General features: G+C 35.9%; 19 protein-coding genes. 12 read left to right on the top strand and 7 right to left on the bottom strand.

What is annotated here, in order from left to right; all coding sequences use genetic code 11:
- The first annotated feature begins 355 nt into the window (after window positions 1-355).
- The 4 genes from FJ213_08475 to acs all read left to right on the top strand — a co-directional run bounded on the left by FJ213_08475 (window position 356) and on the right by acs (window position 3,963).
- Window positions 356-664 (top strand): hypothetical protein, encoded by a 309-nt coding sequence (locus tag FJ213_08475; GenBank protein MBM4176192.1) that lies wholly within the window; start codon window positions 356-358, stop codon window positions 662-664.
- Window positions 607-888, top strand: a complete 282-nt coding sequence (locus FJ213_08480; protein MBM4176193.1) for a transposase — start codon at window positions 607-609, stop codon at window positions 886-888. Before FJ213_08475 ends, FJ213_08480 begins: the two co-directional genes overlap by 58 nt.
- Window positions 889-1,059: 171 nt before the next feature.
- A complete protein-coding gene (locus tag FJ213_08485; protein MBM4176194.1) occupies window positions 1,060-1,887 on the top strand; it encodes an ion transporter in 828 nt (275 codons plus the stop codon).
- 183 nt (window positions 1,888-2,070) lie between these two features.
- On the top strand, window positions 2,071-3,963 hold the full coding sequence (gene acs / locus FJ213_08490; protein MBM4176195.1) for an acetate--CoA ligase: 1,893 nt from the start codon (window positions 2,071-2,073) through the stop codon (window positions 3,961-3,963).
- Window positions 3,964-4,003: 40 nt separating this feature from the next.
- Here acs and FJ213_08495 read toward each other — a convergent pair whose 3' ends face one another.
- On the bottom strand, window positions 4,004-6,271 hold the full coding sequence (locus tag FJ213_08495; protein ID MBM4176196.1) for a hypothetical protein: 2,268 nt from the start codon (window positions 6,269-6,271) through the stop codon (window positions 4,004-4,006).
- Between FJ213_08495 and FJ213_08500 the strand changes: the two genes are divergently transcribed.
- The 4 genes from FJ213_08500 (at window position 6,243) to FJ213_08515 (ending at window position 13,461) form a co-directional block, all read left to right on the top strand.
- On the top strand, window positions 6,243-7,694 hold the full coding sequence (locus FJ213_08500) for an FAD-binding oxidoreductase (GenBank protein ID MBM4176197.1): 1,452 nt from the start codon (window positions 6,243-6,245) through the stop codon (window positions 7,692-7,694). The two genes, FJ213_08495 and FJ213_08500, sit on opposite strands and share 29 nt — an antisense overlap.
- A 112-nt stretch (window positions 7,695-7,806) precedes the next feature.
- Window positions 7,807-8,052 carry an NYN domain-containing protein gene (locus FJ213_08505; protein MBM4176198.1) on the top strand — a complete coding sequence of 82 codons (246 nt, stop codon included), beginning with the start codon at window positions 7,807-7,809 and terminating at the stop codon, window positions 8,050-8,052.
- Window positions 8,034-8,444 (top strand): NYN domain-containing protein, encoded by a 411-nt coding sequence (locus FJ213_08510; GenBank protein MBM4176199.1) that lies wholly within the window; start codon window positions 8,034-8,036, stop codon window positions 8,442-8,444. Before FJ213_08505 ends, FJ213_08510 begins: the two co-directional genes overlap by 19 nt.
- A 94-nt stretch (window positions 8,445-8,538) precedes the next feature.
- On the top strand, window positions 8,539-13,461 hold the full coding sequence (locus FJ213_08515) for a hypothetical protein (GenBank protein ID MBM4176200.1): 4,923 nt from the start codon (window positions 8,539-8,541) through the stop codon (window positions 13,459-13,461).
- 13 nt (window positions 13,462-13,474) lie between these two features.
- Here FJ213_08515 and FJ213_08520 read toward each other — a convergent pair whose 3' ends face one another.
- Complete coding sequence (locus tag FJ213_08520; GenBank protein MBM4176201.1) at window positions 13,475-14,392, bottom strand: hypothetical protein; 918 nt, start codon at window positions 14,390-14,392, stop codon at window positions 13,475-13,477.
- A gap of 227 nt (window positions 14,393-14,619) precedes the next feature.
- On the opposite strand from FJ213_08520, the gene FJ213_08525 reads away from it, so the two are divergent.
- Genes FJ213_08525 through FJ213_08535 form a run of 3 tightly spaced genes read left to right on the top strand, consistent with a single transcriptional unit; the run spans window position 14,620 to window position 17,960 of the window.
- Entirely contained in the window at window positions 14,620-15,294 is a 675-nt protein-coding gene (locus FJ213_08525; GenBank protein ID MBM4176202.1) for a nitroreductase family protein, read from the top strand.
- Window positions 15,291-17,123 carry a hypothetical protein gene (locus tag FJ213_08530; protein ID MBM4176203.1) on the top strand — a complete coding sequence of 611 codons (1,833 nt, stop codon included), beginning with the start codon at window positions 15,291-15,293 and terminating at the stop codon, window positions 17,121-17,123. Before FJ213_08525 ends, FJ213_08530 begins: the two co-directional genes overlap by 4 nt.
- Window positions 17,124-17,126: 3 nt before the next feature.
- Window positions 17,127-17,960, top strand: coding sequence for a hypothetical protein (locus FJ213_08535; protein ID MBM4176204.1), 834 nt, complete (start codon window positions 17,127-17,129; stop codon window positions 17,958-17,960).
- A 3-nt stretch (window positions 17,961-17,963) separates the two neighbouring features.
- Here FJ213_08535 and FJ213_08540 read toward each other — a convergent pair whose 3' ends face one another.
- Together FJ213_08540 and larC are read right to left on the bottom strand one after the other, a co-directional pair.
- Window positions 17,964-20,198, bottom strand: a complete 2,235-nt coding sequence (locus FJ213_08540; GenBank protein MBM4176205.1) for a hypothetical protein — start codon at window positions 20,196-20,198, stop codon at window positions 17,964-17,966.
- 184 nt (window positions 20,199-20,382) lie between these two features.
- Entirely contained in the window at window positions 20,383-21,540 is a 1,158-nt protein-coding gene (gene larC, locus FJ213_08545) for a nickel pincer cofactor biosynthesis protein LarC (GenBank protein ID MBM4176206.1), read from the bottom strand.
- Window positions 21,541-21,658: 118 nt separating this feature from the next.
- Here larC and FJ213_08550 point away from each other — a divergent pair, with 118 nt between their 5' ends.
- Window positions 21,659-22,789 carry an aminotransferase class V-fold PLP-dependent enzyme gene (locus FJ213_08550; GenBank protein MBM4176207.1) on the top strand — a complete coding sequence of 377 codons (1,131 nt, stop codon included), beginning with the start codon at window positions 21,659-21,661 and terminating at the stop codon, window positions 22,787-22,789.
- 47 nt (window positions 22,790-22,836) lie between these two features.
- Here FJ213_08550 and FJ213_08555 read toward each other — a convergent pair whose 3' ends face one another.
- The 3 genes from FJ213_08555 to FJ213_08565 all read right to left on the bottom strand — a co-directional run.
- Complete coding sequence (locus FJ213_08555) at window positions 22,837-23,700, bottom strand: DUF2279 domain-containing protein (GenBank protein MBM4176208.1); 864 nt, start codon at window positions 23,698-23,700, stop codon at window positions 22,837-22,839.
- A 93-nt stretch (window positions 23,701-23,793) separates the two neighbouring features.
- Complete coding sequence (locus FJ213_08560) at window positions 23,794-25,179, bottom strand: phosphoglucomutase/phosphomannomutase family protein (GenBank protein MBM4176209.1); 1,386 nt, start codon at window positions 25,177-25,179, stop codon at window positions 23,794-23,796.
- A 125-nt stretch (window positions 25,180-25,304) separates the two neighbouring features.
- On the bottom strand, window positions 25,305-26,406 hold a 1,102-nt coding region (locus FJ213_08565; GenBank protein MBM4176210.1), incomplete at its 5' end, for a methylmalonyl-CoA mutase.

The raw sequence follows: 26,406 nt of genomic DNA on the forward strand, positions 1-26,406 counted from the left end.
AAATGTGAAAAGAGTATATGCAAAGAAAAAGCAATCTCGACTGATGCCAAGTTTGTTCCCAGGTTTAACTTGAGGGGGTCTAATTTCAACAATGCACGATTTTGTTTGAATATTTTAATTTTTCGAACCTTTTTGATCGAAATTAAATTTTAGTCGGTTGATAGTGATTTTTTTTAATAAAATTGGTTGAAAAAGGGATTATTTGAGTTTAACTTGTTTCGAAAGTGCTTTCAAGTTTATACTCAAACTTATTTTAATTAACTATCTCAAAAGGTACGAGACTGTGTAAAAAGTCTGGAATGTAAATTGCATTAAAAAAGGGAAAAGTATAAATCATCAGAAGAAGTAAAGAAAAATGAATTATAATGAAGGAAAAAATCGAGAACAAACCATACTATTCCCAGACTTGATAGATGATTATATCACAAGTGAGAATCCAGAGCCCGATTATTTGTATGATAAATTTATTTATGATGAAGTGACCGATAGTTACTGTTGTCCACAAGGGCAGACACTTAACTATTATACTACATCAATGAAAGATGGTGGTAGAAAAATACGGATGTATCGAACCGCAGCATGCCAAAAATGTTCAGTAAGTAAGTTGTGTACTACATCACCACGAGGAAGATATATCCATCGTTGGGAAGACAAGCGGTACTAGAAAGATTAAAACATCGATTGCAAACGGAGTTGCATATAATTAAGAAGAGAAAAGCAATCGTTGAGCATCCATTTGGAACAATAAAAAAAGTTTGGGGTTACTCTACGTTTTTATTAAGAGGAATTGAAAAAGTCTCTTCTGAAGTGTCGTTAATGACACTTAGCTATAACATAAGAAGGGCAATTACAATTGTAGGAGTTATTGGACTGATAAAGGCGCTTTAAAATAAATAGGAAGATTAATCCGTCTTGTAGAAGAGTTTAGTAAGAAATAGAGAAATATTTTTCTAAAAGATACGTCCCGATGGATAACTTGTGAAATTTCAAATAAAAAACGATTTCAACGGGCCAATTAAAAATTACCAAGCCCGGTTTTTACACAGTCTCGTACTTGATATGAAAAACGAACTCACTCCTTTTCGAAAATTTCAAGGTAAATTACACCAGATTATTTTTGGTTCTGATACATTTAGTGGTAAAATGTTTGATCTAATGGTAATGATCAGCATTTTATTAAGCGTATTTGCTGTAATGCTTGATAGTGTAAAATCTATACACCTTGAGTATGGAAATTTACTCTACATCATCGAATGGTTTTTTACAATTTTATTCACTATCGAGTATATTCTTAGATTAATTTCTATTAGAAAGCCAATTCTGTATGCTTTGAGTTTCTTTGGAATAGTTGATCTACTGGCAGTAATTCCCACTTATTTAAGTGTAATAATCGCCGGCAGTCAGTATCTTTTGGTAATAAGAATTTTACGTGTACTTCGCATATTTCGGGTATTAAAATTTGTTCAATACATCGGCGAAGCTCAAGTTCTAGCTCGCGCACTTTTAGCAAGCAGAAGAAAAATAACACTCTTTCTCTTTACAGTCCTAACAGTTGTAGTAATCATCGGATCATTGATGTACGTAGTCGAAGGGGAAAAAAATGGGTTCACTAATATTCCTACCAGCATTTATTGGTCGATTGTTACCCTAACGACTGTCGGCTATGGAGATATTTCTCCACAGACAAGCTTAGGGCAAGCTCTCGCTGCGGTAATTATGATCATTGGATATAGTATAATTGCAGTTCCAACCGGAATTGTAACTGCTGAGATGTCTCTCGCCGTGAAGTCCAAATTTAATTCCAACGTTTGTCAATCTTGTAGTAAAGAGGGACACGACACAGATGCAGAATTTTGTAAGCACTGCGGGACAAAATTGTACGAGTGAGCAATAAAAAACTTTAATCAATTTGATTTTGGAATAAAACTCAATTTTGTTACTTTGAGATAGACAATATTAATACTGCCACTTCAAGGCAAGCAGGTCAATCTGCAATAAGTGAGGGAAAATTCGCGGGGTGTGAATTAAAATTCAATTATGCTTTTTCAATTATTCCTGAAAGGAATTTTTATGAACAAAAAGAATTTATCGGGGGATGTTTATTATCCATCGTCGGAAGTTGTAAACTACACGCATATCAAAGATTGGGACGAATTAAGCAAATTCGCTTCTGAAAATTATTTAGAGTTTTGGCAAAAAGAAGCCGAAGAACTCGCTTGGTTCAGTAAGTGGGATAAAGTTCTCGACGATTCAAACAAGCCGTTTTACAAATGGTTTACAAATGGGAAGGTGAATATCGTTCACAACTGTCTTGACCGGCATTGTGAAAATTCTCGTAGAAATAAATTGGCATTAATGTGGGAAGGAGAAAAGGGAGATTTTCGTTCGTTCTCGTATTTCGCTCTGAAACGTGAGACGTGTAAGTTTGCTAATGTTCTTAAAAGTCTTGGTGTAAAAAAAGGAGACCGTGTCACAATTTACATGGGAAGAATTCCTGAATTAGTAATTGCAATGCTTGCATGTGCGAGAATTGGTGCAATTCATTCTGTAGTTTACGGCGGTTTCACTGTAGAAGCACTCCATGAAAGACTTGAAGATAGCCAGTCAAAGGTTTTGATAGTTTGCGATGGTGCATATCAGCGTGGAAAAATTGTTCCGCTCAAAGCAATTGCCGATGAAGCTTTGCAGCGAGCAGCTACTGTCGAAAGTGTTCTTGTTGTGAGGAGAACTGGCGAGCCAGTCAAAATGGAATCGGGCAGAGATATGTGGTACCATGAATTAATGGCTTTGCCAATTGCTAACTCATTTTGTGCAAATGAGGTGATGGATGCCGAGGACCCACTTTTCATGCTTTATACTTCTGGAACAACTGGAAAGCCAAAAGCCATATTGCACACACATGGCGGATATATGGTTGGAACATACACTACATTAAAATATGTTTTCGATATTCATGAAGAAGATCGTTATTGGTGTGCTGCAGATCCTGGATGGATCACTGGACACAGCTACATTGTTTACGGACCATTACTAAATGGAACAACTTCTTTCATGTACGAAGGGGCGCCAACTTTTCCATATCCAAACCGCTGGTGGCAGATGATAGAAAAGTACGGAGTTAATATTCTTTACACCGCACCAACAGCAATTCGCGGTTTGATGCGATTCGGTGAAGCTTGGCCGAATCGTCACGATCTTTCCACACTTCGGCTTCTCGGTTCAGTTGGCGAACCGATAAATCCTGAAGCATGGAAATGGTATTATAGAGTCATCGGAAAGGAAAAATGTCCGATCATGGACACATGGTGGCAAACCGAGACAGGAATGTTTATGATTACTCCAATGCCTTCTGTTGGATTAAAACCCGGTTCCGGTACAAGGCCATTTCCTGGAATCCAAATGGATATTTTAGACGAAGAGGGAAAGTCGGTAAAAGCGAACGAAGAAGGAAATTTGGTAATTAAAACTCCTTGGCCTGCAATGTTAAGAACAATTTATAATGATCCTGACAGATTTGTAAAACAATATTGGAGTAAGTATCCTGGGATTTATTTAACTGGTGATTCTGCAAGAAAAGATGAGGATGGATATTATTGGGTTATTGGAAGGGTTGATGATGTGATTAAAGTTTCTGGATACAGGTTAGGAACTGCTGAAATCGAAAGCGCATTGGTGAGTCATTCGGCAGTTGCAGAAGCCGCTGCAATTGGATTGCCGCATGAAATAAAAGGTAACGCAATTTATGCATATGTGATTCTTAAAGCTGGGACTGCTAAACATGATAATCTTGTTGAAGAACTTCGTCAGCATGTTTCGCATGAGTTAGGGCCGATCGCAAAACCTGAACATATAGATATTGTAGATTCACTTCCGAAAACTCGAAGCGGGAAAATAATGAGACGAGTACTTAAAGCACGCGCACTTGGCGAAGACCCAAAAGATTTAAGTACTTTGGAAGAATAATTTCCAAAAATGGAAACTTTAATTTATAATTTAAGAATCATCACTTAATCAGAATCATTTTCACGATTTGTCTTAACTTGCCATAAGTTAATTCAAGAAAATAGACTCCGCTCGAAAGATTATATTTGCCTGCATGAAATTTAAAATCAGGATATCGACCCGCAGATTTAACTTCATCAAAAATTGCGGCAATCTCTCTGCCGAGTGAATTGTAAATTTTGAGCGTACTTCTCCCCTGGCTAATTGTGGAATTAGTTGCCTCGTCGAAGTACTCCGGCAAATCATATCGGATAAAAGTTATAGGATTAAATGGATTAGGAAAGTTTTGATAGAGAACAAGATTTTTTGGCGGTTTCGTGGAAGTTGTGTCATCAGGATTGCGGGGAGTAAAGTAAATTTTTCCGCTTGAACAATATTCAAGTGCGCGAGCTCTTAAGTTCCCATTATCGGTTTGAGGAGATGTCATGTTCGGAATTCCAGCACCAAATAGCATCGAGATTATTCCCGAATTGGCAATGTCTTTTCGATAATCAAAAAGATAATCGAGCCGGTTATCTGTATACTGATTCACTTTATTTGGCAGCTTTTCATTACCAACTGGAATTTGCCAGAGAATTGTTTTCTTTCCAGAGTAAAATGATATCAAATTGTTAAACAAAATGATTCTTGAAAAATTTGGAACAGAAGTATTTTTCTTGTCCCACCATATTCCGTCGAAGCCTGCGTCTCTATCGGACCAATCTGTAAAAACAAGATCAAAATCTGGTGAGCACTGAACTAAAAACTCTGCTGTGGATTTTGCAAGACTATCAACATTAAGATTTTTTTCAGTGTTTTCTTTTAAGCTTACAACATTTCCCCAGAGTGATGCATGAAATGCGATCAATCCTTTTCCACCGGTATGTTCACGTACTAAGTCGACCATTCGTCTGTGCATCCCCTGGAGTGTATTTGGGTATTTCGAGTCACCTGCATAAGCAGTTAAATATGATGGATCTTTTTTCTCTGAGATCGCGCGCTGCTGTAAATAACCAAGCATATCCGGTTCAATGTGAAAGATTATTCTTGATGCTAAACTATTTTTAACTTCCTCACACATTTGAATAAATCGTTTCCAAAATTCATTCATCAAAAACGAATTATTAATTGCACAATAGATTTTATCATATTCACTCCCGGTACAGCCATGACTTTCTGCTGCATGCTGGAAGAGATAAATTGGAAGTATGGGAATATATCCGCAGCGTTTTGCATCATCACAAAATCTCTTTACAAACCCACCGGCGTACCAATTCCACCAACCCCAAGTTAAATATTGATATCCCATATCCCAGCATTCATCACCATTTGATGTTTGCCAGGCAAGAGTGGAACTTGATGTTCCGGTTCCGATTGAAAGATATTTAGGAACACCCGAGGGAATTGTATCGCCTAAATTTTTCATGACTCCAAACCAAATCTTTCTAATCGATTTATTCCCTTTTTTATCTTTTGAAGTGACAAGGATTTTATACTCTCCACTTTTTGTATCAATTGGAATTTTGAATTTATTCCCGAATGTTCCATCGCCACTCTTGTTGTCTGAATGAAGACCATCATCAAATAGAAGAATTTCAGTGCCAGCTTTCATCTCCGATAGATTTATTGAAACTTCCGATATATCGTTCAGCCCGTCACTGTCTTCAACTATCACCTGGGAAATCACTTCTTCACCGGCAAATGAATTGTACGAGCTTAAGTAAGTATCCAAAATCTTTGGCGAACCAGAGATTGATTTTAAATAGATATTATCAATATAAAACTTCGGCTGATACGAACCTTTGTTCTCTTGGAATGCGAGGGCTAGTATGAACGTATTTTCTGCTCCAAAATCTTTCAATGGGATTTTAACTTCTTTCCACTTTCCCGCTTCGACCGAGACATAGTTGGTTACTGCTGCCCCGTCGTTAAAATTTTTTCCATCGTATGAAACTTTAATCCAGAAGGATTGTCCGCTGTTTGAGCCACCGTTAATGAAAAATCCAAGAGTGTCATAGCCAGAAGTGTTGAAATTTGTGGTGTAAAGATTGAATCCTGCAAATCGTGAAATATACTCGATTGAAATTGATTTCGTTCCAGCATAAACAAATTCTGAAGCTGCGAGATTTACGTTTGTATTCCAAGAATTATTGGCGTGCCAATGCTTAATGGTTAGCGAATCGTTGTACAAAAAATAATTTTGAGAGTAGAGATTAGCTGTAAAAAGAAATATGTTTGTGAGGATTAAAAATATTTTCATCATGATAGTAAAAACAGAAAAAGACTTCATTCAAAATTATTTAACTGATGCATCAAATTACAAAAGTGAAAATTGTGATGCAGTTTATTTTCCAATATCATCGGATGAAGTCAGTGAAATATTGAAAAATTGTAATAAGGAAAAAACTCCAGTCACTCTATCTGGTGCAGGTACGGGTTTAGTAGGCGGAAGAGTTCCGAATTCGGGAATTGTAATTTCTTTGGAAAAGCTTGCGTCAATTATAAAAATTTATGCAGTTTCTAAAACATGTTTAACTCAAAGTGGTGTGTTATTAAGCCAAATACAATCTGAATGCAGAGGACAAAATTTGCTATATCCCCCCGATCCGACAGAAAAAAATTGTTCTATCGGCGGGACAATTGCAACGAATGCTTCTGGTGCGAGAACTTATAAATATGGACCTTCAAGGAATTGGATTCGATATCTGAAAGTTATTCTGCCAAATGGCGAGACTCTTGAACTTGAACGAGGAAAAAATCTTGCAATCGGTTACGATTTGCGATTTCAAACAAATGAAGGAACAAAATTTGAGATTGAACTTCCGAAAATCAAGTTACCGCAAGTCAAAAATGCTACTGGGTATTTTATTCAAGAAAATATGGATGCAATCGATTTGTTCATCGGAATGGAAGGGACTCTTGGAGTCATAACCGAAGCTGTGTTAAATTTAATTGAGCACCCCACCGACCTAATTTCCGGAATCATTTTTTTTGAAACTTTTAACGATGCATACAATTTCGTCTCGAAAGTTAAAGCGTTTTCTCATGCGCAAAATTCTCTCATCCAAGCTAGAGCGATTGAATTTTTTGATGAAAGAGCATTGAACTTCTTGAGTAGATTTTATCCTAAAACTCCGTTAGATAAATTTGGAATATGGATCGAACAGGAAATATATGAGCAAGACAAAGATAAATTATTGACTTTATGGTATGAGTTTATTGAAGAGCATAATGCATTACTCGATTCGACCTATTTCGCCATGAATGAAAAGGATATAGAAGAAATTCGTGATTTCAGGCATGCGATTTCGGCGCGAGTAAATGAGTTCTTAGTTCAAAATGATATACAGAAAGTTGGGACAGATCTTGCTGTGCCCGATGGAGATTTTAACAAGCTCTATTTTTTCTGTACTGATCTTTGCAAGGAACAAAATATCGATTATGTCGGTTACGGACATGTTGGGAATGATCATTTACATTTGAATATGCTTCCGAAAAATCAATTTGAATTCATGACTGCCAAAAAACTTTATTTTGAATTTTGTAAGAAGGCAGTCGAGCTGGGAGGAACAGTATCGGCCGAACATGGAATTGGTAAAATAAAAAAAGAATATTTCAATCTGATGTTCAATCCAGAAGAAATTTCGCAAATGTATGAAATTAAAAAGACACTAGATTCAAATTTAATTTTAGGAAGAGGAAATTTATTTTGAATTGATTTCTAAAATTGACATCCAAGAAATAGAAGTATATACTTGTATAAATTCATCCCTAGGTATTTAATACTTAGCCCCCTTTGGGTTGCGACCTGAAGGGATTTTTTTTATGAATAGAGTAATATTCTTAATAGATGGATTTAATCTTTATCATTCAATAGTTGAAGCTAGTAAAGATTTAAATGGAGCTTCAACAAAATGGTTAAATCTCAATTCATTATGCAACTCGTTTTTGCATATTGTTGGGGGCAAAGCGCAACTTCAAAAAATATATTATTTCTCCGCATTAGCCACTCATTTAATCCATTATTCTCCGGACAAAGTTGAAAAACATAAATTCTTCTTCGCGCTTTAAGAAGTACTGGCGTTGAAGAAATTTTGGCCCGATTTAAACCCAAAGAGATCTTCTGCACTCATTGTAAAAAAATCATTAAGAGACATGAAGAAAAGGAATCCGACGTTGCGATGTCATGCAAGCTATTGGAAGTGTTTTATAATGATGAGTGCGATACTGTTGTATTAATCACTGGTGATACTGATATCGCCCCCGCTGTGAGAACTGCACTAAAATTGTTTCCCTCTAAAAACATTATTTTTGGTTTTCCATATAAAAGGAAGAATAAGGAATTAGCAACCTTAACTGGGAAGTATTTCAAGATTAGTAAAGAACAAATTGTTCGGCACCAATTCCCATCTGTATTAACAACCTCTTCAGGTGAAAAGTTAGTTAAACCAAGTAATTGGTAACTTTACCTTTATGTAAAACTTTTTCATTTTCCAGGCACAAATTCAAATTCGTTTAGTTATACTTGCATAGTTAACTCGATGAAGAGGAACAAATATGAAAACGAATAGATTTTTACTAATCCTGCTTTTTTCAATCACTCCTCTATTGCTTTTCTTTTCCGGGGAGAGAGCAGTTCAAAACGAAGGAAATTTATACATAAACACAAATAAAAATTATCTTCCTGGAGATGAAGTGCAGCTTAATATAAATGGCTACAATTTACAGAGTCGAAATCTCCAAGTAAGATTATACCGCATTAATAATATTTTAAAATTTATAGATAACTTTAAGACTATCATCCCTGACTTAAACCAGAAATTTGATGAGCGAAAATTTTCAGAATATTTAGAACTCGTAGATGAGTTTTCAAAGCGGCTTAATCCTCAACGTCATAATTGGATTTATGAGACCATTTCACTCGGCAAAATTGATCGAAAGGGAATTTATATAATTGCGGCACAAGTCAGAGACTTAAAATCAGCTTCAATGATATCCGTTTCTGAAATTGGTTTGATTACAAAGAATTCTGAACAAGATATTTTAATTTATGTTTCAAACCGAAAAACCTCTGAGCCGGTCGCAAATGCCGAGATCAATTTATTATTTGGCAATCAAAATATTCTTGAATTGAAATCTGATAAATCTGGATTGGCTTATCATAAACTTGCGAAAGATGAAATTGGACAACAGATCGTAGTTGTCGGCGAAAAAAAAGACGAACAATTCTTGTCTGATAATTATCTGTATTCTTATTTTAACCAGTATGATAAAATCAAAGTTTACTCGTACACCAATCAGCCTGTTTACCGTCCGAGCCAAAAAGTTCACTTTAAATCCATCGTTCGTAAAAATCAATATGGTAATTATTTGAACTATCCTAACAAAAAAGTCACAGTATCAATTCGAAATCCAAGAGGTGAGGAGGTTCATTCCAAAAATCTCACAACGAATTCAAATGGTACAATTAACGGAACGTTTGAACTCGATGAAGAACCTGCATTAGGAGATTATGCCCTTAATGTGATAATTAATTCACAGACCTACTCATCGAGCTTTCGAGTGGAAGAATATAAAAAACCAGAATACAAAGTCGAAGTTACAACCGAAAAATCCCAATACACGTTTGGCAGTATCCTTAAAGGAACGATTCAAGCAGATTATTATTTTGGCAGTCCGGTATCGACAGCTGAAGTTAAATATGAAATCTACAAAAGAAATATTTGGAGACCGTGGTGGTATTTTGAACCGCATGCATGGTTTTACAGAGGATGCTTTATGGATTATTATCCTGTTCCTCAAAACGTTTTACTTTACGAGGGTGAAGGTAAAATTTCTTCGGAAGGCAAGTTCGATTTTGAATATAAGATAGATGAAAAAAGTGATATTGATTTTGAGTATTATATTGTTGCCAAAGTAGTAGATCAAAGCAGGCGCGAAATTCAAGGTTCAGCGAAAATATTTGTTAGCCGCGGTGAGTTTCAATTATCAACTAATCCGGAAAAATATCTTTTCAAACCGAGTGAAAAAGTTCAGATAAAAGTTCATGCGTTTGACTTCGCAGAAAAACCGATTCAAACAAACTTTATTGTTTTCGTTCGGCGGCAATACTATGAGCATAATGAAACATTCGTTGAAGATGTCGACACGCTTTATGGTCACACAAAGAGCGATGGAGTTTCATTTGTTTACTTTCAGCCGAAAGAGAAAGGAATCTACTCATATCTTGTTAAAGCATACGACTCTAAGAATAACGTAATCACGGCAAAAGGAAATTTCTGGGTAAATGACAAAAAAGGATTTTATTGGAATGTCGGCGGCGGACTGCAAATTATTACAGACAAAGAAGTCTATACTGCAGGAGACAAATTTGAAGCGTTAGTCATTTCTCCAATTCAAGATGCAAATGCGTTGATAACACTTGAATCATCATCTGTACTGAGTTATGATGTGCTTGAGCTAGAGGGTTACAGCACAACAATCACAAAAGAAATAAAAAAAGATTTTCCGAATGTAATTAATCTTGTAGCTTCATTCTTTTATGATAATTCAGTATTCAGCGGACGGAAACGAATCGCGATCTTGCCTGAAGAAAAATTCTTAAATGTTGAGATTGAAAATGACAAACAGATCTATAAGCCTAATACCAATGGCGAGATTATAGTTCGAGTTAAAGATAAAGACGGCAATCCAGTTCAACATGCCGAACTCTCGATCGGAACTATCGATGAAAGCATTTATGCGATAAAAGATGAAAACACTCCGCAAATTAAAAACTATTTTTATACGGGAGGAAATTATTACATAAACACTTCCTTCACCTCCACGAATTATTATTACCAAGAGAAATGGTCGCAAGCGGTTGAAGGAGAAAAAATTAATTTTTATGAATTGGACAAAAGGGGAGAAAGTTCTTTAACTGGCAGAATTTTAAACGAACAAAACGATACCCCAATTGAACATGTTCAAGTGATCCTTCAAAAAGGGAAATATCAAACTAAGACTAAGACAAATAAAAAAGGGGAATTTAAATTTACTCAACTGGAATCGGGCGAGTACGCTTTAATTCTCAAAAGCAGCAATCACATATCGAAAAAGATTTTGAATATAAGAATCGAAAAAAGTCAAAAACTATTTCTGTCGGACATCTTACTAACACAAATTATAACTGATTATTACCCGATTCGATACAGAAAATCTGATATGAATCTGATGCGAAACGGGATTGAAGAGGGAGTAGCTTTTTTTGAAGCCCCCATGGCTTCGAAAATGGGTTCCTCTGGTGATCAAGAAGTTTTTATTGAACCAGAATTAAGAAGTGATTTTCGTGACGCTGTACTTTGGGAGCCAGACATTCAAACAAATGAAAACGGGACTGCAAAAGTTCGAATAAAATATCCGGATAATTTAACTACCTGGCGATCGACTGTTCGAGTTATTACCACTGATTCTAAAGTCGGTCAGGAAATTTCGAAAACCATCACTCGAAAAGATTTGATAATTAGAATGGAAACTCCGCGATATCTGCGAGAAAAAGATAAAATTACGATCTCAACAATGATACATAATTATCTTAGCGAAGATAAGTTCACACAGATTTCTCTCGAAGCAAAGAATGCACTTGTAAAAAATTCTTATCTCGATAATTCATCGGAAAAACCAATCGCAGACAACAAATGGAAGATCAAGATTCCGAAGGATTCTGAAGTAAGAATCAACTGGATTGTAAGTGTAAATAATCCAACAAATGAAATCGTTCTAACTGCTAAGGCACTCACAAACGAAGAATCCGATGCAGTTGAAATGAAAATTCCAGTTGAACCGTTCGGTGTTGAAATGGTCGAATCCGACATTGCGAGTATATCTGACTTTTCATCGACTCTGGTTAAAGAAATCATAATTCCATCGAACGCAGACATTCGAAATGTTAAACTCTTTTTATCCGCTTCACCTTCTTTGGCTGCGACAATTCTTGGTGCGCTCGATGATCTCGTCGGTTATCCATACGGATGCGTTGAGCAAACTATGAGCAGATTTCTCCCAACAATAGTTGTTGCAAATGTTTTCAGAGATTTGAATGCGCCTTTGAAGGAAGGAACTATTACAGAACTTCCAAAAATGGTCTCTACCGGGTTAAAAAGATTGTACGATCTTCAGCACTCAGATGGAGGTTGGGGCTGGTGGACAAATGATAAAACTCATCCATTTATGACTGCATATGTGGTTTATGGGCTGGCTCTTACGAAACAAGCTGATTTCACAATTGACGAAAATGTTTTGGTAAATGGATTGCAGAGTTTGAAAGATCAATTATTGAACAGCAAAGAATTTGAAGACGAAACAAAAGCATATATGCTTTATTCACTCGCATTTGCAGAATATTCAATTCACAAATTAGACTATGAATTATTCGATAAAATATTTTCCGGTATGTCTCACGGAAAAACGAATCCGTATATTGATGCATTGATTTCACTATCTGCAAGAAAATATAATCGTGATCGGGTTGTGAATAAAATGACAACCTCTCTTTTACAAAATGCAATCTTTGAAGGACAGAGCGTTTATTGGACCGGGGAAGATTTCAAATACCGTTGGCAGGAAGATAAAGTTCAAACTACCGCATTCGCTGTTCGTGCTCTTCTCAATGAAGATAAAAATTCCGAAATTGTCGAGAAAGCTGTAAGATGGCTGCTGCTTCAACGACGTGGTTCATCCTGGAACTCGACAAAACAAACTGCCATGGCAATTTTTGCTCTTACCGATTACTTGAAAAAAAGCAAAGAACTGGAACCTGAATTTTCATTCACTCTTTCTGTGAACGATAAAGTAGTCAAAACAAAATCTTTCTCTATAGAAAATTTATTTGATAAAGAATTGAAAATCTCAGTCGAACCTGCTTTATTAAAATCGGGAAGAAATAAAATTTCGATCGCAAAACATGGTAAGGGTAAATTGTATTACTCATCGTTAATGAAATATTATTCAGCCGAGAGACTTGAATACCCAATTAAAGAAAATTTTGATATTCAACGTGAATTTTTTCTCATCAGCCGAGTGAAAGAAGGCGAGACATTCATTAACAAGCTAACTAAATTCAGCGGACTTGCAAACTCGGGAGATGAAATATTAGTTCGCATTAAAGTTCAGAATAAAACATCGCAAGAATTTTTTATGCTTGAAGATCCAATTCCACCTGGATGTGAAGTCGTTAAAGATGAAACCACTTACGACACTTATTATTCGGGAAGAATAATGGAACCTCCTTTTATAAGAAGAAATTACGCGGATAGAGAAATTCGCGATGAAAAAGTCACATTCTTTTCAACTTGGTTTGGAAAAGGAGAGCATGAATACTCTTATATCCTTCGGGCGCAAATTCCAGGAGAGTTTAACGTTATGCCTTCAATTGGAATGCTTATGTACTATCCGGAGGTGAGAGGAACAAGTTCCTATAATAAGTTTAAAATTGTCGATTAATTTATTGGAAGGATTAAAATTCTAGGTAATAGTTAGCTATCTCATTTTTGAGGAGCTTGATCAAATATTCGAATTGAGAGCGGTAGCTGTCACGATAAATATCTATTGTTATATCAGAGTCGTAGAATCTTAAATAGTCATAATAATTTTTTACTGTTTCTCCTTGCATCAAATCGTTTGCAATGTCTGTGATGGCATCGCTGAAGATTGCTGATGTTTTTTCATCATAAGATTCTTTTTTCTTTGTTAAGCTTTGTATTCTTATATGAACTTTTTTTAGGGAAGAAACAATTCCTTCTTTATAAAGAACTATCATTTCAGGATCAGGTAAAACATTCAGATCTATTTTATGAACAGCTCCCATTTCGATTTTAATTTTCAGTGCAAGACTATTAATCGGTAAAATCGGGCTGTATTCAGTAAACTCTAAAATTGAATTAAAAACTTCCTCTATCCAGCCGCGGATGTAATTATTGTCTGGATACTTGTTAATGCTCAGTACAATTAGTTCGTCCTGAGGTATTATATTAAGCTCGTCAAACTCTAATTCAGAAACCATTGACAAATAATCAACCCCGGTTTTTTGAATGAGTTTAAATTGATGATTCACCTGATGAATGCGTTTAATCTCTTTCAAGATTTTTGAAAAAAGAGGATCTATCTCTGTATATTTTTTTACAATGCTCTGATAAATCGAGCGGTCTATAATCTTATTAATAAAAAAATTCGCTTCTTCCTCAGTCGTAATTTTTGGATCCCATGAACTAAAAGTTTTTCGAAGCGATTCAAGATAATCAGCCTCATTGTTTGAAAGCAAATTAGAAACTGCTTCAAGTGCAATATCATCCATCGAAATTTCATTTCTCTCGAGTGAAAAATATTTTGTTTTAGAGACAAATCGAATCCGGATCCGTGCAGCTTCAATAAGCATTTCGAACAGATAATTTTTTTCCAGCTCGGTTGGACTGCCGAGCAACACGTGATTTAATGTATCTAATAAAGTTTTTATAGTCTAATCCTATATCTTTTTTTCTTGAAGTTGTTATCTCGGTTTTGAGATAAACCTCCATTTGTATTATCGAATTAAATCAACTTTTTTTTGAGTGGAGATAAAGACTAAAATTCTCCTTATTTTTAGTCAAAACTTGAGCACAGAATATGAAAAGAGAAAAATTCATAAAATATTCTACCAAAGTGATCTCGTCGGAGGAACAATTAATTAAATCGGCTGAGTTTTATGATTTTTACAGTAAGCGCCGGAGTATTCGTGAGTTTTCTGATAAACATTTTGAGAGAAAAATAATCGAGAATATAATCGCGGCCGCTGGAACGGCTCCTTCGGGAGCGAATAAACAGCCGTGGAGATTTGTTGTCATTGACGATCCAAAAATCAAATATGAAATACGAACAGCTGCAGAAGAAGAGGAAAAAAGAAATTACGAATCACGCTTTCCGGCAGAATGGAAAGAAGATCTAGAACCTTTTGGAACTGACTGGCACAAAAATTTTATTGAGATTGCCCCTTATATAATAGTAGTATTCAAAATTGATTATGAACTGATTGCAGGTAAGATCAAAAAAAACTATTACGTGAATGAATCAGTTGGGATTGCCGTAGGATTTTTGTTAGCCGCAATTCATAATGCAGGACTTTGCGCCCTAACTCACACGCCAAGTCCAATGAGTTTTTTGCGTACTATTTTGAACCGTCCAAAAAATGAAACTCCTTTCTTGCTGATCCCGATCGGATTGCCAGCTGAAAATGCAACGGTCCCGAATATTTCCCGCAAGCATCTCTCCGAAATAATAAATTTTAATAGAGAAGAGACATGAAAAATTTTGGACAAATGATTTTCGCAGTTGCTATAATATTTTCAATAATGAGTGAACACAACTCAGTCAATGCCGAGAGAAGCGAACTAAATTACAAAAGTTACAAAGGATACATGATTTTAGGGAATGGAGAAGTGTGCGCAGTATTTTCCGATGATTCGCGAACACTTGGAAAAGGAATTCAAAGATTGTATTACGAAAATTACACGGCAAGCTATTTACGGTCTACATATTTAAAAATACCAGAATTAAATAGTAAAATTAAATTCGGGGAATTCTTTTCGGCATTGACAAGCTTGGAAGGGGAGAGTGAAAACTTTCTTCAAAAAACTTATATCACAGGTGATGGAATTATCGTAACACGAATTAATTCCAGTTCAAAGGAAAGAGAGATATCATTCAGCATCCTAGTGAATGATACAATCCAAACAGATAAATTCATCTCCTTAAAATCTAAACCAAAATACGATCAATCGATAAATGCATTTTCATTTGAGTGGACTGATGGGCGAAAGTTATTATTTGCTGCTAAAGAGAAATCTGAAAATCAACTTAATTTTAAAGACGAATTTGTCATTCAAGCTCGTACAGATCAAAACAAGACTTGTGATTTCTTCATTATTATCGGCGAGGATAGAAATGAACTAATTCGAAAACTCAAGCTCGTTCGAAAATCAAAAAATCCCTTAAATGTTGCATCGAATTTTTGGAACGCCTGGCTTAACAAAGGTTTAGTTCCAAAATTTTATGATGAAAGCACCTTGGATTTTTATAAACGAAATCTCTATGCAGCATTTGCTGCGAATTTGAATGGAATGATTCCTGCGGATATAACCGGACAATTTGTAACAAATGGAATGCCTCAACTTTATCCACGCGATGCATTAATGACTGCGCGCGCATTTGTGAACGCCGGTCATATAACATCTGCATTACAAGTTTTAGATTTTTGGGCTGGTGCAAACATCTCGCACAAAAATCATGGAGAGCTTTTTGCGAGGTACGATGCAAATGGGGAAGCCGTTGATGCTGGCAGTGGTGCTAGGTTTGATGTTCCAGAGTGGGACAGTAATTCGTACTTCACAATTTTAGTTTATGAAATCTCAAAAAAGATCAGGCAAATCAAAAAGGAACATTATGAATCAATAAAGACTTTTTTAGATTTTGTTGTCAGCAAAGTAGATGCAACAGGACTTTTGCACGAAGGGGGAATTATCGAATGGCCGGGTTATTTGCCGGCAACTAATATGATCTCCATTTCCGGCTTGAGGAAAGGAGCTGAGATTTGCCGTCGTTTGAAAGATTTTGAACGGGCGAATAAATACGAAATCACTGCAAGATTTATCGAAGCGAATCTATTTAAAATGTTTGATAACGGTATTAAGTCTTACATCGATCTTCGTCCAAAGGAAGAATTGAATTCAAGATTTTTGTGGGATACTTCTGTTAACTTCGGAGTAGTTTGGGGTTATGACATAAGAGATCATTTAATGCAAACGAATGAATTCATTTGGAACAACTGCCGAAAGCTTGGGAACGGAATTCAATATTTCGATGCAGCGAATGAGGGCTTAGCTGCATACGGTCACGATTTATTTTTCTTTACTACGGCTGCGGCGGCGCAATACTATTGCCGTATAAAAGAGAAAGAAAAATATTTTAACTTGACTCACTGGATGATGGAAAACTCAAATTCATACCGCTTAATGCCTGAACGAATTTATCTGCCAGGAGATGATTGTTCACCAGCTTCGCCACTTTCATGGTGCTGCGCTGAATTTGTGAATGCATTAATTGAAGGAAATAACTCTGGTTTTTTCAATAGGTGAGAAATGAAAAAAATACTTTACTTACTTTTATTTTTTCAATTATTCATTGATTTTGCTTTAGCGCAATTTTTTGTCGAGAAGGAATTTAAACTTGAAAAAGGCATAGTTTATGCTCCACGAAATTTTAATCCATCTTTAAAACCGCATCGGATTTTTGTCCACCTGCATGGAAGTCCAAAAGTCGTAATAGAAAATTTTGCTAAGCTAAGTGTAAATGGAATTCTAATTTCTCTTCATCTTGGTTCACTTTCTTCGCCCTACCGACTTGCATTCAGCGATCAAACGTATTTTCAAGCCACAATTGATACTGCATTGCGAATACTTCGAGATTCAATAGATAATTTTAGCTGGCATGATGCAGAGAAGATTTACATTACTTCATTTTCTGCGGGATATGGTGGAGTAAGAGAAATATTAAAGAATGAAAAGTATTATAAAAAAATTAATACCATTATTTTAGCTGATGGACTGCATACAGATTACGTAAGTGATTTAGACTCAACTAATGACTGCAAACTTCCGAATCCAATTCTTCTTCAAAACTTTTTAAGGTTTGCGAAGGATGCTGTTAAAGGAAAGAAAGAATTAATAGTAACTCATTCTGAAATTTATCCTGGAAGTTACTCAAGTACAACTGAATGCGCTAATTATCTTCTTGAAAATAGTTCAACCGAAAGGATTTTTGCTGAGATGTATTATGCAGAAAGGTTAATTCAAAAATCTTATGCGTTTAGGAACAGATTCCGAACTTTTGGTTTTTACGGCGATACCGGTCCGGATCACATGCAGCACTTTTTCAATCTGCCTCTTTTCATTAAGATGCTAGATTTGAATTAACTATTACTCTTCTAAATTTTTTCTAATCGTTGAATACAAGTTATATATAGAAGTTGAAATCGCTTCCGTTCTTGATAAAATATCGAGATAAAGAAGCGAATTACGTGTCGAGTCGTTATTCTTTTTAATTCTTTGAACTTGGTTTTTATCATATTTCTGGAGCAGTTCGGCAAATTCATTTCTATTAGAATCTATTTCGTCTGCTTTTTTTTCCTTCACTGAGTAGAAAAAGTCAATTGTGTTTTTAATCAGTGAATTAAAGAGCTTATTGATTTTTTTCAATTCTTCGATTTGCTCTTTTGATGGTCCGCTGTGGTTATTGTCGACATGGTCAAATACTATCTGATTTAAATTTCTCAGCGAACCGGTAATCTCTCTTAATGAAGCGACTTCTTTGCCGTATCTCCGTTCTAATTTAAATTCATCATCACGAAGGTTTCTAACTTCTTTGAAAATATTTGAAATAATTACGTTCGATTGTTTATTAAGCTTCTTAGAATCTTTCAAACTCGCCTTCAGCTTATTTCTGTTTTCATCGTAAAATGCTTGAAAACAGTTTCCAAAATTCTCTTCAACTGAAGTCAATAAAGTCTCAATTTCTTTAACATTCCGTCTAACCAAATCTTTGCTGCTTGAAAAATCTTCGATGAATTCCATTTCAAGTTTTTCAGATTCTTTTTCTTTTCTCTTGTGCAAACCATGAGTGTGAAATATTACAATAACAGCCAATGCAACAAGTCCGAGGATTGCATAAACTCCGCCAAAGAAAATTACTGTTGCAAAAATTCCCGCTAAAGTAAAAGCCATGAATGCAGTAAAGAACCAACCGCCAACAACTGTCATAACTCCATTAATTCGATAAACAGCACTTTCTCTGCCCCAAGATTTATCGGAGAGGGAAGTTCCCATCGCGACCATGAATGTTACATAAGTAGTTGAAAGAGGAAGTTTCAACGACGTTGCAAATGAAATTAACATGCTTGCAACAAGAAGATTTACAGAAGCTCTCAACAGATCAAATGCTTGTGTTTCTTTGCTTTTCTTTTTCTCTCCTTTAAAGGCTTCCAAATCAAATCTTCGCTTCATGAAATTGAGTAATGTTTCAGGAAGCAATTTTCTAATAAAATCAGAAATTGAAATCGCCATTCGAACAATGCTGCGTGAAAGTGCCGATGATTCAAATCTTTCAAACCCATCTGTTTGTCTTCCGAGATTTACTTCGGTCTTTGTAACCGTGCGTGCTTTCTTTGAGATCCAAAGAGTAATGGTCATTACTACTCCAGCAGCAAGCAGGAACAAAGTCGGTGTATGAACAGGTTCAAGTAGGGCAGTCATTAGCAAATTCAGCGGGTCATCATTCGCGATCGCTATTAAGTAAGAACTAAATCCTGCAAGCGGCACTCCAATAAAATTCACTAAGTCATTTGCCGCGAAAGCGAGTGCAAGTGCAAATGTTCCAAATAGAACGATTGGTTTTAAAACGTTTACCTTTGTAAAAAGAACTAAAAGTTGAATCACAATTCCCCAGAAAATAAAACTTGTAAGCAGTATCAAAGCAGTGTTAGTTTGGATCCATTTTACTTGATCCTCTGAAAAGAAAATTGCTCCTTTAGCACCTTTAACTAAAATAAAATATGTAATGAACGCAATAGCAACTCCGCCCCAAATTCCTCCATAACGTCTGATTCGTTTTTGGAAATCAAATGTAAAGATCATTCGAGTGAAAAATTGGATGATAGCGCCAGCGGTAAATGCGACAATCACAGAAATTAAAATACCAGAAATTATTGCAATCGCTTTTCCTGTATTTATGTAAACCAACATTTCAGATAATGGAGCTTCAAGTTGGATTATTTTGATTAATGAAACAGCGACCGCTGCGCCGATCAATTCAAAAACAAGCGAGACGGTTGTTGATGTTGGCAATCCGAAAGTATTGAAAAGATCTAAAAGCAATACGTCGGCGAGCATTACAGCGAGAAAGATTATCATTACCTCCTGGAATAAAAACATCTGCGGATTAAATATGCCTTTTCTCGCAACTTCCATCATACCGCTTGAAAAGACAACTCCGGCGATTATTCCTAAGCTGGCAACAGTCATAATTACTTTAAATGAAGCTGCTTTCGATCCTACAGCTGAATTCAAAAAATTTACGGCATCATTGCTCACGCCAACAATCAAATCCGAAATTGCTAGTACGAATAAAACAATAACTATAAGTAAATATAATTCCATTTTAATTTCTTTCTGTAGTTAGTTTCATTTTTTCACAGGGAAGTATTGTTTGTACAAAGTTAAATATCTGAACTAAAAGTTCAAAACTTATCGAGATAAAACAAACAAAATGATGAATTTGATTAGCAAAAATTATACTCCAAGAGAGAGATTTATTTCAAATAATAAATTTTATCCGGAATGTTTATTTATTCTTCTTCAAGATTTCATCGTAGATCTTTGAAATAGGAATATTTTTTTCCTTTGCTAATTTTTTACACTCTTCAAATTCAGGAATAATTTTTTTTCCCTCTTGCGATTCGGATATTTTTACTTTTACTTTTCCAAATTTAGTTTCAATTTCATCAAAGCTGCGGTTTATCTTTCGGCGGTCTGTTCTAATAATTCGTACACCAAGGGTTGTAGTTTCTGAATATATAATTTTAAGTGCGCTGTCTATCTTGCTCGATTCGCATAAAGTGGATAGAATAATTCCAGGTCTTCCTTTTTTCATGATAATAGGAATTAGATAAGCATCATGAACTCCTTCCTCAAAAAGTTTTTCGATAACATAAGGATAAAACTCTGGATTCATATCGTCTATATTAGTTTCAATTAAGTATGTTTCATCTGATGAAAACATTTCGGATAAATCAGCAATTACCAAACGCAGTAAATTAGGAATTTTAGGTATGTCTTTCGTCCCGGCCCCAAAGCCAATCCGTTCAACATTAATATTTTTTTCGAAAAGCAATCCACTTGATTCTGAAGAGATTATAGCCGCACCTGTTGGAGTTGTAAGTTCAAACGGGATTTCAGTAATCTTCACAGGATAATTTTTCAAAATTTCTAAAGTTGCTGGAGCCGGTACCGGCATTTTACCATGCTGCGTCTCAACAAAACCACTTCCCAATGGAATTACGCTTGAAAACACTTTTTCAATTCCAAACCTCTCCAAACAAATCGCCGCACCGACAATATCAACTATAGAGTCAATCGCTCCAATTTCATGAAAGTGAACTTCATCTAAAGAAACGTTGTGAATTTTTGCCTCAGCATATCCAAGTGTGTTAAAAATTTTCAGAGATACTTCTTTAACCTTTTCACTTAATTCACTTTCGGATATCAAACTGACAATATCTTTTAATCTTCTTGAATGATGATGTTCTTCACACTGCACTTCAAATAGACTGGCAGATATTGCGCTTTTTTGAACTATCCTTTGTGAAAGTTTGAGGTCTTTGAGCTTTAGTTTTTGAATTTCGGATTCCAACTCAGAAAGAGATAATCCAGCGTTGAGAAATGCACCGATTACCATATCCCCGCTAATTCCCGAAAATGTGTCGAAGTATGCTATTTTCATATATCGTTCAGTTTTATTATAATTTAATCAAAGAACTGCAAATTATAGTAGATAAAAATAAAGCTATTCAGAGGAGAGTTCTTAAAAAAATGAATTAATAAATAAATCGGATCTGTTTATGGAAATAAATCAAGCTCGTTCTCAATTCCCATATCTAAAGACTGGAAAAATTTATTTCAATCATGCCGCAGTGAGCCCCATTCCGAAGTGCTCAGTTGATATTCTTAAAGAATATTTCAAAGTAAGAAGTGAAGGCGAAATTGAGAATTATTTTTCTTTTCAAAAAACAATACTAGAAACAAAAGAGCTGATTGGTAAAATGATAAATGCAGATAAATATCGAATTGCATTTATTGACAATACTTCTAATGGATTGAATATACTCGCTCAGGGATTAAATTGGAATCCTGGCGATAGAATTTTACTTTATGATGTTGAATTCCCTTCCAACGTTTATCCTTTTATGAATTTGAAAAAATATCGAGTGGAATTAGATTTTATTTCTCCTGTTAATGGTCGAATAGAATTAAGTCAAATTGAAGAAAATATTCGTCCAGAAACAAAGTTGCTGACAATAAGTCATGTGCAGTTTTTGAGTGGATTCCGTGCGGATTTGAAATCAATCGGCGAGTTTTGCCGATCCAAAGGAATTATTTTTTGTGTAGATGGAATCCAAGCAGTTGGTGCAGTTCCAGTTGATGTTAAAGAAATGAAAATAGATTTTATGTCGTGTGGTGTCTTCAAATGGCTTATGTCCGTTGAGGGAACTGCTTTTATTTTTTTAACCGAAGAAATTCAAGAACAGATTAATCAAAAATATGTTGGCTGGACGAGTGTAAAAAACGCATGGGATATTTTGAATTATGAACTTATTCTCGAAGACACAGCACGCCGATTTGAAACCGGCGCAATGAACTTTCCTGGAATTGCATCTCTTAACTCGGCACTTAAAATGTTTAACCTATTTGGATTAAATGAGATTCATAATAAGATCATTCTCAACTCGGAATACCTGATTAACAAGTTCGGCAAGATAGGAATTGACCCATCGTATAAATCTAGATCAAGCGAAGAACTTTCCGGAATAGTTTCATTTAAAATTGACAATGTGGATAAAATAAATGAGAAGCTCTTAGAAAATGACATTCAATGTGCCGTCCGAGAGGGGTATCTCAGAATCGCTCCTCACTTTTATAATGACTTTTCTGAATTTGATAAATTGATCGAAGTGATAAAAAATTCGATTTAGCTCCGTAATAGAGTGCAGATGATGCGGATTATTAAGAATTTCACTATTTAGAAATACAATCCATAATAAATTGCTGACGGACTGAAGCGAATCGCTGGTGCCGGAAAATGAATTATATTTAAAGTTTCAAGCAGCTCTCTCAGCCATTCTGATTTTGGATTGAATAGTTTCACTAAATCGTAATCAAATGCGATATACCATTCTCTTTCGCCGAGCGGATTTCCGGCACTATTATAAATATTTTTTCCAAGCTTAACTTTTTCGACGCCGTAGCCGAATGCAATATTTAACCAATCAGGCCAAAACTTATCCGCAGCGTTTGGAAGAATTGAATTCACATCTAACGTAAGCCAGTAAGTAAATCCGTGATAATCCTTAATCCAATAATCAAACCAGCCATCCTTGTATGCCTGCGAGGGATGATAACTATATTTTAAGTTTACCGCTTGCAAAGGCGTCCACATTTTTTGAAGATTTGGATAAACGGCACCTGCAACATTTGCACCTACATCCCACCAGCTCCATCCCCACTTTTTAAAATACGCATCGTGAAATTCAATTTGCATTTGGAAGGATAGACTCGTGAAGCTCGACAAAAACATCGACCAGCCCTCTGATACATTCGAGAGCCTGTAGAGTTTGTATGAAAGTTTTGTTAAAACCATTCCGCCATACAAATGACCAATTTTATCGATGTTCATATCCGCATTGTTCCAATCGTTAAACGTGTGGAATTTTGTTCTCTCTTCTCCCCACCAAGCTCTTTGATAATACTTGTACATAGAATAGTTAATTGCACCAATTCCAATTCCGACCGGAGCGAGAATCTCCCATTTGATTTTTGGATTTTCAAGTTGTTCATTTTCGGAATTGTATCGAAAAGTCGAATCATTAACATTTTGAGCAAACATTGTTTGGCTCAAAACGCAAATCAAAAGAAAGAATAGAAAGAATGAAATAGAATTAACTCTGTTCAAAATATATACTGCCGGTAAAGTTTTGTCTTAAATATTTATTCCTGCATCTAGAAGCTTATCGACTAGTTCAAAGCTTTTTGCTTCGGAGTAGTATCGCAATATTGGTTCGGTTCCAGAAGCGCGGATTAAAAGCCAACCGCCATCGACAAAGAACTTATAGCCATCTAAGTCGGACATCTCATTTACTGTTAAACCATTCAAAGATCTCACTTCGCCTGCTTTGCATTTCTTTAAAATGTTTTGCTTTTTTTCTTCGGTGGTGTGAACGTCGATTCTTTTATAGCTGTGTACGCCAAAATCTTTTTCGAGTTCGACGACTAATTTACTTAATGATTTTTTGTAATCGATCAGCATTTCAGTCAGTAAAAGTCCAAGATAAATTCCATCGCGCTCGGGAATGTGACCTTTCACACCGATACCTCCGCTTTCCTCTCCGCCGATCAAAACATCTTTTTCAAGCATAAGCTTGCAGACGTGCTTGAAACCAATTGGAGTAACTTGAATTTCCAATCCATACTTGTCGCACATTTTATTCAGCATCTCAGTTGTGGAGAAAGTTTTCACAACCACTCCACGGAGATTTTTCTTTTCGTATAAATATTTCAGTAAAAGTGAAAAGATTTTATGCGAATCGACAAACTTTCCATTTTCATCTATTGCCCCGATCCTATCTGCATCGCCATCGACTGCAATTCCTAGATCGTATTTCCCATTAACGATAAAATTCGAAAACTCTTTTAAGTTATCTTCAAGAGGTTCAGGATTTACTGCACCGAATGATGGATTATATTGATTGTGAATTTCAGTAATTCCAGCGAACTCGTTCAAAAAGTTTTGCCCTGAACCATACATTGGATCGTACGCGATTTTTAATCCAGAACTTTTAATTCTGTCGAGATCAAATTTCTCTGAGATATACTCAGCGTAAAATTTTCTCAAATCATGTTTTTGTATGATGCCAGCAGATAGCAATTCATCGTACGATTTTGGCTCAAAACTTTTATCAACATTCGGCAGAAGATTCTCGACTCCAGCAACCATTTCCGGGTGAGCTGAGCCGCCGAAATCTCCTTTTATTTTAAATCCGTTGTACTTCGGAGGATTGTGTGATGCTGTGATCATAATCCCACCGGCAAGATTCATTTTATTTGCCGCTAACGAAACCATTGGTGATGAGACCATCCCATCCGCTAATAAAACATTAATTCCCATCGATCCTAAAACTCGAGCAACTAATTTTCCATATTCATCAGACATGAATCGTGCATCGTAGCCGACAGCAACTCCATTAGAAAGGTTTTTATGATTCAGAAAATATTTTGCTGCAGCTTGAGATACGAGTATTAGATTTTCAAATGTGAAATCGTCTGAAATTACTCCGCGCCAGCCGTCTGTACCGAATTTAATCTGCATAAAAGTCCTTTGTTTTATTTTAAGATAAAAAAGTTATCACGAAAATTCATAGTCAATAAACCCAAATTGAAATATTGCCTGCTGTAAGAAACCTTTATTCAACTTTTACCACTTGCCGAAGTTAGTTACATTTTTAAATTCTCTTTATACTCTCCGAATACTTCTCGGAGTGAATTGCAAACCTCACCGATAGAGCAGTAATTTTTTACGGCATCGATAATAAACGGCATTAAGTTGGAATCTGACTGTGCGGCTTCTTTCAAACTTTTCAGTCTTTCTTTCACTGTCTCAGCGCTCCGCTCAGCTTTAATCTTTTTTAGAAATTGAACTTGATCAATTTCAACCTGCTTATCAATCTTTAGAGTATCGAGTGTTTCTTTCTCATCAGCTTGGAACTTATTCACTCCGACAATTATTCTCTGCTTCGATTCAATATCTTTCTGATAGATGTATGCGGATTTTTGAATTTCAGCTTGAACAAATCCTCTTTCAATCGCCTGAACTGCACCGCCCAACGAATCAATTTTTTGGATGTACTCTTCTGCTTCCTTTTCAAGTTCATTCGTAAGAGTTTCGATGAAGTATGAACCTGCAAGCGGGTCGACGGTATTTACTGCACCAGATTCGTATGCTATGATCTGCTGAGTGCGAAGAGCGATTTGTGCAGATGCTTCTGTTGGAAGTGCAAGCGCTTCATCTCTCGAATTTGTGTGAAGACTTTGCGTTCCGCCAAGCACTGCTGCGAGTGCTTGAATCGTTGTTCGTACAACATTGTTATCCGGCTGTTGTGCTGTGAGCGATGAACCAGCAGTCTGTGTGTGAAATCTCAGCATCATTGAGCGTTCATCTTTTGCTTTAAATCGGTCTCTCATGATTTTTGCCCAGAGTCTTCGTGCCGCACGGAACTTTGCGACTTCTTCAAATAGATCATTATGCGAATTGAAAAAGAAAGAAAGCCGCTTTGCAAAATCATCAACGTTCAGACCAGCTTTCATTGCTGCTTCAACATAAGCGATTCCGTTTGCAAGTGTGAATCCGATCTCTTGAGCCGCAGTCGAACCAGCTTCGCGAATGTGATAACCGGAAATTGAAATCGTATTCCATTTCGGAATTTCCTTTGAGCAGAATTCAAAAACATTTGTGATCAATCGCATAGAAGGTTTTGGCGGGAATATGTAAGTGCCTCGTGCAATGTATTCTTTGAGAATATCGTTTTGAACAGTAAAA

The sequence above is a fragment of the Ignavibacteria bacterium genome, assembly GCA_016873845.1.
Taxonomy (GTDB): Bacteria; Bacteroidota; Ignavibacteria; order Ch128b; family Ch128b; genus JAHJVF01.

Excerpts from the sequence above, each read along its gene's own strand:
- FJ213_08485 (MBM4176194.1), top strand. The coding sequence starts at position 1,060 with ATGAAAAACGAACTCACTCCTTTTCGAAAATTTCAAGGTAAATTACAC.
- FJ213_08530 (MBM4176203.1), top strand. The coding sequence starts at position 15,291 with ATGAAAAATTTTGGACAAATGATTTTCGCAGTTGCTATAATATTTTCA.
- FJ213_08500 (MBM4176197.1), top strand. The coding sequence starts at position 6,243 with ATGATAGTAAAAACAGAAAAAGACTTCATTCAAAATTATTTAACTGAT.
- FJ213_08525 (MBM4176202.1), top strand. The coding sequence starts at position 14,620 with ATGAAAAGAGAAAAATTCATAAAATATTCTACCAAAGTGATCTCGTCG.
- acs (MBM4176195.1), top strand. The coding sequence starts at position 2,071 with ATGAACAAAAAGAATTTATCGGGGGATGTTTATTATCCATCGTCGGAA.
- FJ213_08475 (MBM4176192.1), top strand. The coding sequence starts at position 356 with ATGAATTATAATGAAGGAAAAAATCGAGAACAAACCATACTATTCCCA.
- FJ213_08560 (MBM4176209.1), bottom strand. The coding sequence starts at position 25,179 with ATGCAGATTAAATTCGGTACAGACGGCTGGCGCGGAGTAATTTCAGAC.
- FJ213_08550 (MBM4176207.1), top strand. The coding sequence starts at position 21,659 with ATGGAAATAAATCAAGCTCGTTCTCAATTCCCATATCTAAAGACTGGA.
- FJ213_08505 (MBM4176198.1), top strand. The coding sequence starts at position 7,807 with ATGAATAGAGTAATATTCTTAATAGATGGATTTAATCTTTATCATTCA.
- FJ213_08495 (MBM4176196.1), bottom strand. The coding sequence starts at position 6,271 with ATGAAGTCTTTTTCTGTTTTTACTATCATGATGAAAATATTTTTAATC.
- FJ213_08520 (MBM4176201.1), bottom strand. The coding sequence starts at position 14,392 with ATGCTTATTGAAGCTGCACGGATCCGGATTCGATTTGTCTCTAAAACA.
- FJ213_08515 (MBM4176200.1), top strand. The coding sequence starts at position 8,539 with ATGAAAACGAATAGATTTTTACTAATCCTGCTTTTTTCAATCACTCCT.
- larC (MBM4176206.1), bottom strand. The coding sequence starts at position 21,540 with ATGAAAATAGCATACTTCGACACATTTTCGGGAATTAGCGGGGATATG.
- FJ213_08540 (MBM4176205.1), bottom strand. The coding sequence starts at position 20,198 with ATGGAATTATATTTACTTATAGTTATTGTTTTATTCGTACTAGCAATT.
- FJ213_08555 (MBM4176208.1), bottom strand. The coding sequence starts at position 23,700 with ATGTTTGCTCAAAATGTTAATGATTCGACTTTTCGATACAATTCCGAA.
- FJ213_08535 (MBM4176204.1), top strand. The coding sequence starts at position 17,127 with ATGAAAAAAATACTTTACTTACTTTTATTTTTTCAATTATTCATTGAT.